15 protein-coding genes are annotated in these 14,611 nt (G+C 72.5%); 7 read left to right on the top strand and 8 right to left on the bottom strand.

Translation table 11 applies throughout. The features are described from left to right. The first annotated feature begins 454 nt into the window (after positions 1-454). The 3 genes from ACFYTT_RS20155 (at position 455) to ACFYTT_RS20145 (ending at position 3,257) form a co-directional block, all read left to right on the top strand. Entirely contained in the window at positions 455-622 is a 168-nt protein-coding gene (locus ACFYTT_RS20155) for a DUF5679 domain-containing protein (RefSeq protein ID WP_012014940.1), read from the top strand. Positions 623-814: 192 nt separating this feature from the next. Continuing rightward, positions 815-1,918, top strand: coding sequence for a TOMM precursor leader peptide-binding protein (locus ACFYTT_RS20150; RefSeq protein ID WP_387261076.1), 1,104 nt, complete (start codon positions 815-817; stop codon positions 1,916-1,918). 10 nt (positions 1,919-1,928) lie between these two features. Continuing rightward, positions 1,929-3,257, top strand: a complete 1,329-nt coding sequence (locus ACFYTT_RS20145) for an ABC1 kinase family protein (protein ID WP_387261074.1) — start codon at positions 1,929-1,931, stop codon at positions 3,255-3,257. A 309-nt stretch (positions 3,258-3,566) separates the two neighbouring features. On the opposite strand, the gene ACFYTT_RS20140 is transcribed toward ACFYTT_RS20145, so the two are convergent. The 3 genes from ACFYTT_RS20140 to ACFYTT_RS20130 form a co-directional block, all read right to left on the bottom strand. Next, complete coding sequence (locus ACFYTT_RS20140) at positions 3,567-3,932, bottom strand: WhiB family transcriptional regulator (RefSeq protein WP_131056526.1); 366 nt, start codon at positions 3,930-3,932, stop codon at positions 3,567-3,569. A gap of 133 nt (positions 3,933-4,065) precedes the next feature. Further along, complete coding sequence (locus ACFYTT_RS20135; RefSeq protein WP_131056524.1) at positions 4,066-4,350, bottom strand: hypothetical protein; 285 nt, start codon at positions 4,348-4,350, stop codon at positions 4,066-4,068. Positions 4,351-4,490: 140 nt separating this feature from the next. Then, positions 4,491-6,641, bottom strand: a complete 2,151-nt coding sequence (locus tag ACFYTT_RS20130; RefSeq protein ID WP_387261069.1) for an ATP-dependent DNA helicase UvrD2 — start codon at positions 6,639-6,641, stop codon at positions 4,491-4,493. A gap of 93 nt (positions 6,642-6,734) precedes the next feature. On the opposite strand from ACFYTT_RS20130, the gene ACFYTT_RS20125 reads away from it, so the two are divergent. Beyond that, complete coding sequence (locus ACFYTT_RS20125) at positions 6,735-6,977, top strand: mycoredoxin (RefSeq protein ID WP_176096007.1); 243 nt, start codon at positions 6,735-6,737, stop codon at positions 6,975-6,977. 56 nt (positions 6,978-7,033) lie between these two features. On the opposite strand, the gene ACFYTT_RS20120 is transcribed toward ACFYTT_RS20125, so the two are convergent. Further along, on the bottom strand, positions 7,034-8,350 hold the full coding sequence (locus ACFYTT_RS20120) for an MFS transporter (protein WP_387261067.1): 1,317 nt from the start codon (positions 8,348-8,350) through the stop codon (positions 7,034-7,036). A 223-nt stretch (positions 8,351-8,573) separates the two neighbouring features. On the opposite strand from ACFYTT_RS20120, the gene ACFYTT_RS20115 reads away from it, so the two are divergent. The 3 genes from ACFYTT_RS20115 to ACFYTT_RS20105 all read left to right on the top strand — a co-directional run bounded on the left by ACFYTT_RS20115 (position 8,574) and on the right by ACFYTT_RS20105 (position 10,343). Further along, on the top strand, positions 8,574-9,554 hold the full coding sequence (locus tag ACFYTT_RS20115) for a helix-turn-helix domain-containing protein (protein WP_387261064.1): 981 nt from the start codon (positions 8,574-8,576) through the stop codon (positions 9,552-9,554). A 68-nt stretch (positions 9,555-9,622) separates the two neighbouring features. After that, the gene (locus ACFYTT_RS20110; protein WP_131053856.1) at positions 9,623-9,859 is read left to right on the top strand and encodes a DUF397 domain-containing protein; all 237 of its coding nucleotides are present in this window, start codon (positions 9,623-9,625) and stop codon (positions 9,857-9,859) included. A gap of 211 nt (positions 9,860-10,070) precedes the next feature. Beyond that, positions 10,071-10,343, top strand: a complete 273-nt coding sequence (locus ACFYTT_RS20105) for a hypothetical protein (RefSeq protein ID WP_131053855.1) — start codon at positions 10,071-10,073, stop codon at positions 10,341-10,343. 273 nt (positions 10,344-10,616) lie between these two features. Here the strand turns inward: ACFYTT_RS20105 and nudC are convergent, their stop codons facing one another. The 4 genes from nudC to ACFYTT_RS20085 all read right to left on the bottom strand — a co-directional run bounded on the left by nudC (position 10,617) and on the right by ACFYTT_RS20085 (position 14,563). After that, entirely contained in the window at positions 10,617-11,570 is a 954-nt protein-coding gene (gene nudC, locus ACFYTT_RS20100; protein WP_387261648.1) for an NAD(+) diphosphatase, read from the bottom strand. A 47-nt stretch (positions 11,571-11,617) separates the two neighbouring features. Then, positions 11,618-12,955, bottom strand: coding sequence for a M16 family metallopeptidase (locus ACFYTT_RS20095; protein ID WP_387261061.1), 1,338 nt, complete (start codon positions 12,953-12,955; stop codon positions 11,618-11,620). Next, a complete protein-coding gene (locus ACFYTT_RS20090) occupies positions 12,952-14,265 on the bottom strand; it encodes a pitrilysin family protein (RefSeq protein ID WP_131053853.1) in 1,314 nt (437 codons plus the stop codon). The genes ACFYTT_RS20095 and ACFYTT_RS20090 overlap by 4 nt, the downstream gene beginning before the upstream one ends. Positions 14,266-14,374: 109 nt before the next feature. Then, the gene (locus ACFYTT_RS20085) at positions 14,375-14,563 is read right to left on the bottom strand and encodes a hypothetical protein (protein ID WP_131053852.1); all 189 of its coding nucleotides are present in this window, start codon (positions 14,561-14,563) and stop codon (positions 14,375-14,377) included. Positions 14,564-14,611 lie beyond the last annotated feature (48 nt).

Raw genomic sequence — 14,611 nt, 5'->3', positions numbered from 1 at the left:
CCCGACACGCGCCCGGAAAATGGGGATTGGTCGCCAGGAGTCCCGAAAAAATTCTTGCCGGAGCATCGCGCGGCGTCACGATCACCCTTCGTGACGGCCGGTGAGGTGTCACAGCACCGACCCGCACCACGGTAAGTGATCATCACTCGACCCCGCCAGCGGGGTCCCAATCTCCGGCCGCACCGCCCGACCAGCGGATTTAGCGGCCTCCAGTCGGCGTGTCCCCGCCAAAAGGACTGATCTGGCGCAATTCGGCGTGCACACTCTCGACGTCGCCTTGCTCACAGTGGCAACGCGCAACTGACATGGAACCACCCGCACCTGGGTAGGGTCCGCCAACCGGTGGTCATGTGGATGACCACGGAGAAGACCCGATGTCGGACGTCGTAGGCGACCGCGCCGGGAGAACCGCCGGACCGGCATCGACCCGGCGGACGAGACGAGGAGGCACACCGTGGCCGACCAGGCCCAGACCTACAACGGTTACTGCGTCAAGTGCAAGGAGAAGCGGGATTTCGAAGGCCGCGTCGAGGTTTCGAAGACCGGCATGAACATGGCCAAGGGCAAGTGTCCGGTGTGTGGCACAACAGTGAACCGCATCCTGGGCAAGGCGAAGGTCTGACGTAAGCGTCCGCGCGAGGGGGTGGCCGTCGGCCACCCCCTCGCGGCGTTTCCGCTCACTGTCGGGCCACCGACAGGGTTACCGACGAGTTGTGGAAAACTCGCCAAATCCTGTGGACAGCCCTGGATCTGCGGGTGGCCACCTGTGGACAACGATCGACGGACAGCAGGGAATCGGTCACTGTTCGTACCCATGCCGCCGATCACGGACCACCCGCCGTCGCCCCGACCCACCCTGCTGCCCGGCCTCAGCCGACTCTGGCGCGACCGGCACACCCTCCAGCTCGGGCTGGCACCGGAGCGTGCCGTCCTGGTCGAGTTCGCCGACCCCGGGGCGGTCCGGCTCCTCGACCTGCTCGACGGCACCCGCAGCGAACGGCAGGTGCTGACCGGTACGGGCGGCCGTCCGGAACACGCCCGCGCCCTGCTCGACGCGCTGCGTGAGGCCGGCCTGGTGGTGCCGGCGCACACGCTGGTGCCCCGGGATCTCGCCGAGCCCCGCCGGAGCCGACTCGCCGCGGAGGCCGGCGCGCTGGCCCTGGCCGCCGCCCGGCTGCCCGGCACTCCCGCGCAGGTGCTCCGGCGTCGCCTGGCCGCCCGGGTGACGGTCACCGGTCCCGGGCCGCTCGGCGCCGCCGTCACCCTGGCCCTGGCCCAGGCCGGCGTCGGGCACGTCCGACCCGACCTCAGCGGCCCCGTACGCCCCGTCGACCTGGTCGGCAGCGGTATCGCCGCCGCCGATCTCGGCCGGCCACTCGACGCGGCCGTCCAGGCGGCCGTGACGCGCGCCGCACCCGGCACCACCACCGGCCCACTGCGACGGACCCGGCCCGACCTGGTGATCCAGCTCGGCCTCGACCGGCCGGCCGCCCTGGTGGCGGCCGGTCACGCCCAGCGTCGGCAACCGCACCTGCTGATCGACGTCCGGGAGGGCGTACCGGTCATCGGGCCACTGGTCCAGCCGCCGACCGGCCCCTGCCTGCGCTGCCTCGACCTGCACCGCGCCGACCGGGACCCGCACTGGCCGGCGCTCGCCGCCCAGATCGCCCGCGCGCCCGCCACCCCGACCTGCGCCACCGGCACGCTGCTCGCGGCCACCGCCTACGCGGTCACCGAGGCGCTGACGCAGCTCGACGGCGGCACACCGGAGACGCTCGGCGGGGCGGTGGAGGTCGGTCCGGCGGGCGTCGCCCGACGCCGGCACTGGCCACCGCACCCCCGCTGCCGGTGCGGTGCGTACACCGAAGATGAGCGCCAGCCCGGCCGCAGAGCAGCAGCGGGCCCGCCGAGTCGGTAACAATGACCTCGTGACCGACATCCCGCGCCGGGCCGTGTCCCGCACCGCCAAGCTCGCCGCACTGCCGCTCGGCTTCGCCGGGCGGACCGTCCTCGGCATGGGAAAACGTGTCACCGGGCTCGCCTCCGACGTGATCTCCGCCGAGATCCAGCAACGCACCGCCGAGCAGCTCTTCAGCGTCCTGGGCCAGCTCAAGGGCGGGGCGATGAAGTTCGGCCAGGCGCTGTCGGTCTTCGAGGCGGCCCTGCCCGAGGAGGTCGCCGCGCCGTACCGGCAGGCCCTGACCAAGCTCCAGGAGGCCGCGCCGCCGCTGCCCGCCGCCAGCGTGCACAAGGTCCTCGCCGAGCAGTTGGGGCCGGCCTGGCGTGAGCGCTTCGTCACCTTCGACGACTCCCCCGCCGCCGCGGCCAGCATCGGGCAGGTGCACCGGGCCGTGTGGCGGATGCCGGACGGCACCGGCCGGGACGCGGCCGTCAAGATCCAGTATCCGGGCGCCGGTGACGCCCTGCTCGCCGACCTCAAGCAGCTCTCCCGGCTGAGCGCCATGTTCCGGGCCATCCAGCCCGGGTTGGACGTCAAGCCGCTTCTCGCCGAGCTGCGGGAACGCATCACCGAGGAGTTGGACTACGAGTTGGAGGCGGAGTCGCAACGCGCCTTCGCCGCCGCGTACGAGGACGACCCCGAGATCTACGTCCCGGCGGTCTTCTCCGCCTCGCCCCGGGTCCTGGTCACCGAGTGGGTGGAGGGCACGCCGCTCTCCGACATCATCCGGGAAGGCAGCGAGGAGCAACGGGACCGGGCCGGCCTGCTGATGGCCACGCTGCACCTCTCCGCACCGGCCCGGGCCGGGCTGCTGCACGCCGACCCGCACCCGGGCAACTTCCGGCTGCTGCCGGACGGCCGACTCGGGGTGATCGACTTCGGCGCCGTGGCCCGGATGCCGGAGGGTACGCCGGAACCGATCGGCCGCATCGCCGCCCTGGCCCTGCGGGGCGACGCCGACGGGGTGGAGGCCGGGCTGCGTTCGGAGGGCTTCCTCAGCACCGACGACCCGATCGACGCCCGCGCGCTGCTGGAGTTCCTACGGCCGATGCTGGAACCGATCGCCGTCGAGGAGTTCCGGTTCTCCCGGGCCTGGCTGCGCGCCGAGGCGACCCGGCTGGCCAACCCGCGCTCCCCCGCCTACCAGTTCAGCCGGCACCTCAACCTGCCGCCGTCATACCTGCTCGTCCACCGGGTGACGCTCGGTTCGATCGGGGTGCTGTGCCAGTTGGAGGCCAAGGCGCCCTACCGGGGCATCCTGGAACGCTGGCTGCCCGGTTTCGCCCCGGTCGGCTGAACACCGACCCACCACACGACGACGGCGGGCGGGGACCCCTTGGTCCCCGCCCGCCGTCTGCGGTGTCGGTCCTACAGGACGCCCAACTCGCGGGCCGACCGGGTACGGCCGGTCATGGCGACGGTACGGGCGGATCGGGTTGCCTCAGTGCTCGTGGTGGTGCGGCCGGCCTGAGGCCGCAGCATTCGTACCCGCGCCAACGCTTCGTGGAGTAGGTACATGTCGGTGGTTCCGTTCGGCAGGTGCAGCATCGTGGTCAGCTCTCTCTCGGCCGGCGCAGTGCCGGGGTCGGTCTGGTTCGGGAACATGTCAGGCAGCCAGCCGGACCGCGTTGCGCGACGGGGCGAGCCCGTCGGCGGCCAGTCGCGCCTCGGCCTCGACCCGCAGGGCGGCGTCACGGGCGATGTCCTCCTTGCGCGGGCGACCACGGGGCCGCTTGCGCGGGACGACCGCGCCACGCTCGAAGATCTCGCCGCCCCAGACGCCCCAGGGCTCGGCCCGCTCGACCGCACCGGCCAGGCACTCGACGCGCAGCGGGCAGTCCCCGCAGAGCGACTTGGCCAGTTCCAGGTCGGTGGGCGAGTCGGAGAACCACAGGTCGGGGTCGAACTTCCGGCAGGGCAGGTTCGCCTCCATCTCGACGCTCAGGTCAAGTGGGGCCAACGCCAGACTCATCGCCCGGTCACCTCTCTCTCACTTCGATCTCGTGGATCGCTGTTCCGACGTACTCGGCGGTGCAAAAAAAACTGAGGCCGCGGATCCCGGTATGCGGGTTCCGCGGCCTCGAGGTGAGCCGGTGGTCTGTTGGTCAGACCGGTCTACCTCGAGGTGGAACACCGCGGACGTCCATCCGCTTGCTGGCGCCATCGACGCCCTTGCCCGTGAAGCCACTGGTCCCCTGGATCCCGTTCGGCTTCGGTGCGAGGATCAGCTCGGCCTGAACCTCGACCCGGTGCACCTGCGGAGCCCACGGTCGCGTGGCGACGACAGTCGCCCGAACATCCGTCGCCGGAACGACGGAGATCAGGGCAGCCGAGAGCGGAGCGACGGCAACGGGCAGCGCCGTCGGACGCTGGTTGATGTAGCTCTCCATCGGTGCCACCTCCAGACCTTCACTCAACGATCGACTCGGAACAGATCCCCCGTGAGCAGCCCGAACAGGGCCCCTCGCCGAGGTGTGTCCTGAGGCTATGACGGTCGGTGGGGCGAGGGCAAACGAATTAACGGTCAGATTCAGAAAGTTTTCTGAGGGCAGATCTCATCGACCGCCGCGCCCCCCACCAGCGCCAGCACGGCCTCCCCGTACAGGCCGAGTTTGCGGGGGCCGATGCCGGCGATCGCCACCAGTTCCTCGGACCGGCCCGGCCGCCGCTCGGCGAGCGCGACGAGCGTCGCGTCGGTGAAGACCACGTAGGCGGGGACACGCTGGGCTCCGGCCACCCGGGACCGCCACTCGCACAGCCGCTCGTGCAACTCGTCGTCGATGTCGGACGGACAGGTGGCGCAGCGGCCCAGCTTCCGGTCCGGCCCGGCGAACAGGGTGGTCCCGCAGATCCGGCAGGAGACGATCCGGGTGGCCGCCCGCCGCTGTGCGCCGCGCGCCGGGGCGCCCGCGCTCGCCCGTTCCGTCCCGCCCGGGGCGAGTTGGGGCAGGAAACGGCACGGCCGCCGGGCCCGCCCGCCCGGGGAGCGTGCCGAGGCGTACGACAGCCAGAGCCACTGACGGGCCCGGGTGATGCCGACGTACAGCAGCCGGCGCTCCTCCTCGACCTGCTCGGTGGTGCGCGCGTACGTGGTGGGCAGGGTGCCCTCGGCCAGCCCGACCAGGAACACCGCGTCCCACTCCAGGCCCTTCGCGGAGTGCAGCGAGGCCAGGGTGACCCCCTCCACCGTGGGTACGTGCTGCTGGGCGGCCCGTCGGGCCAGTTCGTCGGCGAAGTCGGCGAGGGTGACCGGGCGCTCGACCGTGGCGGCCACGCCCAGCGGCATCAGGTCGGGGGTGGCCGCGTACTCCTCGGCGAGCTGGACCAGCGCGGCCAGCGCCTCCCACCGCTCGCGGGCGGCCCCACCGGGCGGGGGCGCGTCGGGTGCCCACCCGACGGCGGCGAGCGCCTCGACCACCGCCACCGGCAGCGGGGTCTCGCCGGGAATCGACCGGGTGGCCGCGCGCAGCGCCACCATCGCCTGCCGCACCTCGGTCCGCTCGAAGAACCGCTCGGCCCCCTGGACCTGGTACGGCACGCCCGCCTCGGCCAGCGCCTTCTCGTACGCCTCGGACTGCGCGTTGGTGCGGAACAGCACGGCGATCTCCCGTGCCGGGGTGCCGGCGTCGACCAGGGCACGGCAGCGCGCGGCGACCGCGGCGGCCTCGGCCGGCTCGTCGGTGAAGATCCGCCGCTCCGGCTCCGGACCGGGCGGACGCTGGCCCACCAGTTCCAGGCGCAGCCGCGCCTCGGTGCCACGGGCCTGCGAGATGACCGCGTTGGCGAGCCCGACCACCTGCGGGGTGGACCGGTAGTCACGGACCAGCCGGACCACCGTGGCGCCCCGGTAGCGGCGCGGGAAGTCGACCAGATACGACGACGTCGCCCCGGTGAACGAGTAGATCGTCTGGCTGGCGTCGCCGACCACGGTCACGTCGTCCCGGCCGCCGAGCCAGGCGTCCAGCAGGCGCTGCTGCAACGGGTTGACGTCCTGGTACTCGTCGACGACGAGATGCCGGTACTGGTTGCGTACCTGTTCGGCGACGTCCGGGTGCTCCTCGATCCCCCAGACCGCGGCGCGGAGCACGTCCTCGAAGTCGATCACACCTCCGGTGCGCTTGAGCCTCTCGTACGCGGCGAAGACCTCGGCGACCTTGGCCGGCTCGTGCGGCGTCTCGCGCAGCGCCTTCGCCGCCGCCACCACGTACTCCCCCGGCTCGACCAGCGAGGACTTGGCCCACTCGATCTCACCGGCGAGGTCCCGGGCGGCGGTCCGGTCGGTCCGCAGGCCGGCCCGGGCCGCGGCGAGGGTGACCAGGCGCACCTTGCTGTCCAGCAGCTCGGGCATGGCCCGCCCGGCCAGCAGCCGGGGCGCGAAGTAGCGCACCTGGCGCAGGGCCGCCGCGTGGAAGGTCCGGGCCTGGACGCCGGCCACCCCGAGCGCGCCGAGCCGGTGCCGCAGCTCGGCGGCGGCGCGGGCGGTGAAGGTGACGGCGAGCACGTGCCGCGCCGAGATCTCCCCGCTCAGCGCCCGGTGCGCGATCCGCGAGGTGACCGCCCGGGTCTTGCCGGTGCCGGCCCCGGCGAGTACGCAGACCGGCCCGGCCACGGCGGTCACGGCCGAGCGTTGTTCCGGGTCGAGCCCGGTCAGCACGCGTTCGGACGCGGAGTTAACCACCACAGCGGGGAATTGTCGCAGCTCGCCCGGACGTTGCAGCGGTTAGCCTGTGCTGATCTGCGCGAGCAGGCGCGCATGACGTTGGAGGATCTCACCATGCTGACCATGTACTCCACTCCCTGGTGCGGCTACTGCCACCGGCTGAAGTCGCAGCTCGACCGGGAGGGGATCGCCTACCAGGTGGTCGACATCGAGCAGGATCCGGCGGCGGCGGAGTTCGTGATGGGGGTCAACGGTGGCAACCAGACCGTGCCCACCCTGCGCTTCGCCGACGACAGTGCGCTGACGAACCCGTCGATCAACCAGGTCAAGCAGCACCTGGCGAGCATCACCGTCTGACCGAGGACGTACCCGCGGCGGCCGGTCCCCACCCGGGGCCGGCCGCCGCGTCGTCGTCAGTGACCGCCCCGGCCGGTCAGCGTCCCGACCGGCGCCGGGTTCCGGTCCTCGGTGGCCGGGCGTGGTGCCGGCACCCGGGTACGCGCCGCCGGTCCGGCCGGCGGGCTCAGCCGGCGCCCGCCCCAGAGGTAGCCGCCCGCGAGCAGGGTGGCCAGGCCGATCGACACGAAGACCAGCCGGTAGTCGAGCACTCCCACGATCAGCGCGCCCACGCCGACCGAGATCGCCTGCGGACCCCGGATCACCGCCTCCGACGCCGCCGCGACCCGGCCGATCAGCTCGGGCGGGGTCCGCCGCTGAATCAGCGTGTGCAGGCCGACCAGGGTCAGCGGCAGGGAGAGACCGGCCAGCAGCACCGCAGTGAAGCCGAGCCACAGGTTCGGGTACGCCAGCGCCAGTGCCGCCGGGCCGAAGAACGCCACTCCGGCGGCGAGCGTGCCCAGCTCACCGAGCCGACGCAGGACGGCTGGGGAGCACAGTCCGCCGACCAGTCCCCCGATGCCCTGCACGGTGACCAGTACGCCGACGAACGTGGCGTCCCGCCTGAGCCCCGAGTCCACGTACGCGAAGATCAGCGACTCGGTGAAGCCCATCACCAGCGAGCCGAGGCCGTAGCCGACCAACGCCCGCCGCAACGCCGGCTCACCGGCGAGGTGCCGCAGCCCGGCGACCAGCTCGGAGGAGAGGCGTCGGACCCGGGTGACGGCGACGGCCGGGCAGTCCTCCGGATCGGCCGCTCGCGCGGGCGACTCGACCATTCGGAGCGTGCCGACCACGGCGGCGGCGGCCAGGAAGCCGACCATCCCGACCGCGGCCAGCACCCAGCCGCCGAGCACCGCGTACAGGCCCGCACCGGCCAGCGGACCGACCAGCCGCAGGCCCTGCCGTGCGGTCTGCAACGCGCCGTTGGCCTCTCCGAGCAGGTCGGACGGGACCAGTTCCTGGATCAGCCGGCTGAGCACCGCACCGACCGTGAGGTTCGACAGGCCGTAGAGCGCGGCCACCGCATAGATGATCCACATGTCGCCCGCGTCCCGGACCGCGAACAGCGGGGTCAGCAGCACCGCCATGGCGAGGTGGGTGACAACGAAGAAGGGCTGCCGGGGGTACCGGTCGACGAACCAGCCGACCAGCGGCGCGAGGGTCCTCGGCGCGAGGATGACGAAGATGGTGGCACCGGCGAGGCCGTCCGATCCGGTGAGGTCCTTCACCCAGATGGCGAGTGCCAGCAGCAGGATCGACTCCGCGGTCATGCTGGCCAACAGTCCGCCGAACAGCAGGCGGAAGTCCGGGCGACTCAGGACGGTTCGCATTGATCCCTCCGGGGGTGGCGCGACTCGGGCGCGGTCGGGAACCCGTCCGGGGCGGGGACGCAGGTGAAGGCGGTCTCGTTCCGGTGTGTCGGGTGTCCGTATTTCTCATGACACGCCCCCGCCGGTACCTCCGGCGCCGGTCGCGACGTCCATACTGGCCGTGGGGGGCGAATTTCATACAGTTACCGTCGCGTCTGCGGCGGTCGACGGAAAAGAGGACACCGTGCCTCCTGCCGCACCCAGTCCGATCCTGCGTCGGCAGCGGCTCGGCCGCGAACTGCGCCAGCTGCGCGAGGCCGCCGGACTCACCGGTGACCAGGTCATCGAGCGTGTCGGTTGGGCCTCCGCGTCGAAGCTGTCCCGGCTGGAGAACGGCCGCAGTCGACCCGACCCGCAGGACGTCCGGGACCTGCTCGACCTCTACGACGCCGACACGGCACGGCGGGCGGAACTGCTCGGCATCACCGACGAGGCCGGTGACATGCGTGGCTGGCTCAAGAACTACCCGGCGATGACGCAGCAGCAACGCGGCTTCGCCGAGCTGGAGGCCGGTTGCGTCGAGATCTCCGAGTACAACCCGGTGCTGGTGCCGGGGTTGTTGCAGACCCCCGGGTACGCCCGCGTCCGACTCTCCTCGGCGTACCAGGTCGGTCGGGAGGCCGGCGATCCGGAGGCCGAGGAGGAGACCGAGACCCAGGTCAAGGCCCGGCAGGCCCGCCAACTGCTGCTCACCCGGGAGCACGACGCGCCCCGGTACACGGCGGTGCTGGAGGAGGCGGCGCTCGGGCACCGTGCCGGGCCGCCCGAGGTGCTCCGGGAGCAGTTGGCGCAGCTGTGCGAGCTGGCCATGCTGCCCAACGTCACGCTGCACGTCCTGCCCAGGGACACGCCGATCGGGCAGTGGTACCTCCCACCGACCGCGTTCTCGGTCTATCGGTTCGCCGACCCACTCGATCCGGAGACGCTCGCCATCGAAGGTGGCTTCACCGACGTCATGTCAACCGACGTAATCGCCCTAAATCACTATAAAGTGGTGTTCGAGTGGCTACGTACGGCGGCACTTTCCGCAACGGATACCCACTCCTGGCTGGTCAAGTCGTCGGAACGGCTGACCAGTCCGGGAGCATCGTCCATTGTGGCCAATGGATCGGCAACGGCGCCGGCCCAGCGCCGTGGTTCCTCCGGGAGCCTGACGGAGCGGTGACCGAGAAGGGACCGCGCCCGACACGTGCGGCCCTGCTCGATCCATCGGTCCACGTCAGGAGCTCAACCATGAACGACATTCGCACCACGCCGTCCGTCCTCGCGCAGCTCGCGCACGCCCCCTGGCGTACCAGCACGCGCAGCCAGACCTCCAACTGCGTGGAGGTCGCACCGCTGGGCACCGGTCCCGCCGCGGTGGCGCTGCGCGACAGCAAGGACCAGGGTGGCCCGGTCCTGCTGTTCAACCGGGCCGGATGGCTGGGCTTCATCTCCGGCGCCAAGAACGGGCAGTTCGACCTGAACTAGCTCGGGTACGTCTCGCGGGGCCGTCGGCACACCACCGGCGGCCCCGTCGTCGTCCACACCGACCACCCCGGTGAGCAGGCATCGGATGATCGGACGGGGCTGAAATCAATCGCCGTGTTTCACTTGCTGAGATGCGGGCCGGGCGTACGATGGCCGAGTATTGACGTGGAACTTCCACGGTTCCACCCGTCGCGGCACATCGGAGACCCACATGCGGTTCCTGATCGTTCGCACCGACATCCGCGCCGTCGTCGACACCGACATCACGGCCGCCTGGGCCGGCGGTCACCGGCTGCGGGACGAGACCACCCGGCCCGAGCCGCGTCGCCAGGTCGTGCACGCCGAGGACCGTGACGCCGCCCTGCACCTCGCCCGCGCCATCGCCACCGTCGGCGCTGTGCGCTGCGGTAAGCAGCGGGTCAAGGTGCTGCCGCTCGACGACCCGAAGCGCTGGCGGGCCCACCCGGGTCCGCCCGACACCTGACCTCCCCACGTCCGTCGTGGTCGGCCGGCTCCCCCGCCGTGTTCCTCACCCAGCCGACCACGACGGCCCGTGTCCCCGGCCCGTGGCCGCCGCGGCAACGACGGCCACGGGTCGGGGCCGCACCTCCCGCACCCGCACCGGCACGCACACCCGCGCCGCACCCGCGCCGCACCCGCGCCGCACCCGCCGCACCCGCCGCCGTGCTCGGCGTGGGTGTAAGGAGGGGTCCCCTGCTATGCACCAGGCGTTAGCAGGGGACCCCTCCTTACAACCTCAGCAGTGCCCGTCGAACCAGCGGTGGATCAGGAACAGCGCGATCGACGACGGCGGGGGCAACAGCAGGCGGTCGCCTCCGGCGTCCACGTCCCGGCCGGCGAGCGCGGCACCGATCTCGTGCCGGGTGAACCAGCGGGCCTGCGCGATCTCGGCCGGATCGGGCCGGACCGGGTGCTCCGGGTCGGCGGTGGCCAGGAAGCCGAGCATCAGCGAGCCCGGGAACGGCCACGCCTGGCTGCCCGCGTACGTGATCTCACGGACCGGTACGCCGACCTCCTCGCGTACCTCCCGCAGCACGGTCGCCTCGGCCGACTCGCCCGGCTCGACGTACCCGGCCAGACAGGAGAACCGGCGCTGCCCCTTCGGGCTGGGCCAGGCCGCGTTGTTGCCCAGCAGGCAGCGCCCGTCGACGCCGTCGACACCGTCGTGCACCAGCACGATCATGGCCGGGTCGGTACGCGGCCACACCCGCTCACCGGAGCCGTCCACCCGGGACCAGCCCGCCTCGTCGGTGCGGGTCGGTGCGCCGGTGACCGGGTGATAGAGGTGCCGCAGATGCCAGTTGGTCAGCGCCAGCGCCGTGGTGAACAGCCCGGCGTCCCGGTCACCGAGCAGGTGCCCGACGCCCCGCAGGTGAGCAGACCGGGTGTCCGGCAGCACCGTCAACGCGGTGTGCACGCAGAAGATCGGCACCCCGTCCGGTTCCACCCCGAGGAACACCGCGTCGGCGGCCAGAGTCGACGGCAGGTCGTCCGCCGCCACCAGGACCAGCTCCGGCACCGGGGTGTCGGTCCGCACCAGCGCCCGGCCGCCGGCCTCCACGTCGAGCACCAGCACCCGCGCGCTGGACCAGGCTCCCGCCAACCACTGCGGGTCGGTACGCCGATGCGCCGCCCGGTCCAGCGTGGAGCGGGCCAGCGGCGGGGCCGCCTCCCCGCGTACCCAGTCGATCGGCTGTCCCCAGCCGTCCGACGGCAGCGCCGTGCCGGTGGGCCCGCTCACGGTGTGGCCGGTGTGGTCTGGACCGGGGTCAGCGTGGACAGCGAGGGCTCGATCCGTGCGGCGTCCCCGAGCACGACGGTGACCGCGCGGGACGGGGCGAGGTAGCGGGCCGCCGCCTCGGTGACGTCGTCGACGGTCGCCTTCGCCAGCCGGGCCGCGTGCTCGGAGAGGAAGTCCAGTCGCAGCCCACTGCCGGCGTACGCGCTGACGAACGACGCCAGTCCCGCCTGGGTGGCGATGCCGAGCTGGAGCGTGCCGAGGGCGTACTGGCGGGCCTGGTCCAACTCCTCCTGACTGGGCGGCACCGTGGCCAGTCGACCCAGCTCGTACGTGGTCTCCAGCAGCGCCGGTGCCGTCACCTCGGTGGCCACCTCGGCGGCGGCCAGCAGCACCGAACCACCGACCGAGTGCTCGACCATCGAGTGCGGGCCGTACGTGTAGCCCTTGTCCTCGCGGATGTTCTCCACCCAGCGCGAGGAGAAGTAGCCGCCGAAGATCAGGTTGGCCAGTTGCAGCGCGGCGTGGTCCGGATGGGTACGCGGCACCGCCGGCAACGCCATCCGCATCGACGACTGCACCGAACCGGGCCGGTCGACCAGCAGCAGCGGGCCCGGTTCCAGCGGCGGGACCGGCGGCACCTCGGCCACGTGCTCGCCGCCCTGCCAACCGGCGAGAGCCTTCTCGGCGGCGTCCAGCGCCCGCTCCGGGCGTACGTCGCCGACCAGCACCAGCACCGCGCCGGCGGGTCGGACCCGCTGGGCGTGCAGCGTCCGCAGGGCGGCCGGACGGACCGCCCGGACCTGCTCGGGCTCCGGGGTCTGGACCGCGTACGGGTGCCGGCCGAAGATCCGCCGCAGCAGCGCGGTACGGGCCAGATGGGCGGGCTGGCTGCGGGCCACCTGGATTCCGTCGACCAGCCGGTCCCGCTCGACGCCGACCCACTCGGCCGGGTAGCTGGCGCCGGTCACCACGTCGGCGAGGATCTCCAGCATCCGGTCCAGCCCGGTGGCCAGGGCGGTGCCGGAGAGCATCAGCCGGTCCGGGTCGAGCCCGGCGGAGAGCCCGCCGCCGATCCGCTGGAGTTCGGCGGCGATCTGCACGCTGCTCATCGTCTCGGTGCCGGAGAGCAGGGTCTGCGCCAGCAGGTGCCCCCGGGCCAGGTGGGCGCGGACGAACGGCATCCAGAGACGCAGTTCCACAAGCGGCACCGCCGGGCGGCGTACCACGATCACGGTGAGCCCGTTGGCGAGCGTGCGTTCGGCCTGCCGGGGCAGCGTGAGCCGACGGGTCGGGCCGAGCGGCGGCAGCGTTCGTGTGGGCGTACTCGTGCTCATGAGCGGCCACCTCCGGGGATCACCTCGACGGACGCGCGGCGCTCCGGCCGCAGGGTGGCCGCGGCGGCGCGGACCTGCTCGTCGGTGACCTCACCGACCAGCCGGGGCAGCTCGCCGAGCAGACCGGGCTCACCGCGCTGCTGTTCCAGCACCGCCATCCGCAGCGCGCGGGCCAGCACCGCGTCGGTGTCGCGCAGCAGGTGGGTGGCCATCCGGGCCTGGGTCCGGGCCAGCTCACCCTCGGTGAGGCCGTCGGTGGCGACCCGGTCCAGTTCCTCGTCGACGGTCCGCAGCACCTTGTCGACGTCGCCGCCGGGCGGCAGGTGCGACTGGATCAGCAGGGCGGTCGGGTCGCGCACGTCGAAGGGGTCGCCCATGAAGCCCAGGTAGCCGCCGATGCTGGTGACCGTGCGGTCCCGGTGCACCAGCCGTTCGACCAGCCGGGAGGCGTCGCCGTCGGTGAGCACCTCGGCCAACACCACGAAGGGCAGGTAGTCGGCGAAGTTCCCGATCGGGTCGGGCACCCGCCAGCCGGAGGCCACCGCCGGCAGCGGGGCCAGCCTGTCGTCGTACGCGGTGCGCCGCTCGACGGTCGGCGCCGGCTCGGCGAAGTCCGGGCGGGCCGGCGCCGGACGGGCCGGCACGTCGCCGAAGTGTCGTTCGATCAGCTCGACGGCCTCGGCGGTGTCGATGTCGCCACTGACCGCGAGCACGGCGTTGCCGCTGGCGTAGTAGCGCCGGAAGAAGTCGGCCGCGTCGGCGACGGTGGCGGACTCCAGGTCGTCGAAGGAGCCGTACCCGTCGTGCGCGTTCGGGAAGGTGTCGAACATGACCGGCGGCAGGGTCAGCCAGGGGAACCCGCCGTACGGCCGGTTGAGCACGTTGACCCGGATCTCCTCCTTGACCACGTCCACCTGGTTGCGCAGGTTCTCCTCGGTCAGCCGAGGGCCGCGCATCCGGTCGGCCTCCAGGAACAGCGCCCGTTCCAGGGCGTTGCTCGGCAGGGTCTCGTAGTAGTCGGTGTAGTCCAGGTGGGTGGAGCCGTTGAAGGTGCCGCCGGCACCCTGGACGTGCCGGAAGTGGGCGAGCTTCTCCAGGTTCTCCGAGCCCTGGAACATCAGGTGCTCGAAGAGGTGCGCGAAGCCGGTCCGTCCCTCGGGCTCGGACCGTATGCCCACGTCGTAGACCACCGCCACGCCGATCACCGGAGCACTGCGGTCGGGGGTCAGGACCACCCGCAGGCCGTTGTCGAGGGTGAACCGCTCGACGGGGTACTTCGCGGCTGGGATTCTCGCTCTGCGCGTCGGCACGGCTCCGACCCTAACGCCTCCGCCGAGCCGGGGAGGCGGGTAAGGGCGGCGGCGGGTGTTAGCCGGGGACCCCTGCTATACCCGAGGCGTTAGGAAGGGGCCCTTCCTTTCATCCGGCGGTGCTGCCCGGCCGCGCGGTCGCGGGGGCAGGGCCGTGCAGGTCCACCAGGCCGGACGGGGCCGCCCCGCCCGGCGTGACGGGCCAGGGAGCGAACGCCACGGCCGTGGCCAGCAGCAGTCCGACGGCCGCCACCGCGACCACCAGGAGCAGTTCCCGCACCGCCGCCGAACCCACCATGGTCGTTCCTCCCCGAGCTGAGCCGATCCCCCCGGCTCATCCCCCGGC

Origin of the sequence: Micromonospora sp. NPDC003816 (genome assembly GCF_042874705.1) — a bacterium.
Lineage (GTDB): Bacteria > Actinomycetota > Actinomycetes > Mycobacteriales > Micromonosporaceae > Micromonospora.
Note: the sequence above shows the minus strand (reverse complement) of the source record. Positions and strands in the feature narration are given on the sequence as shown.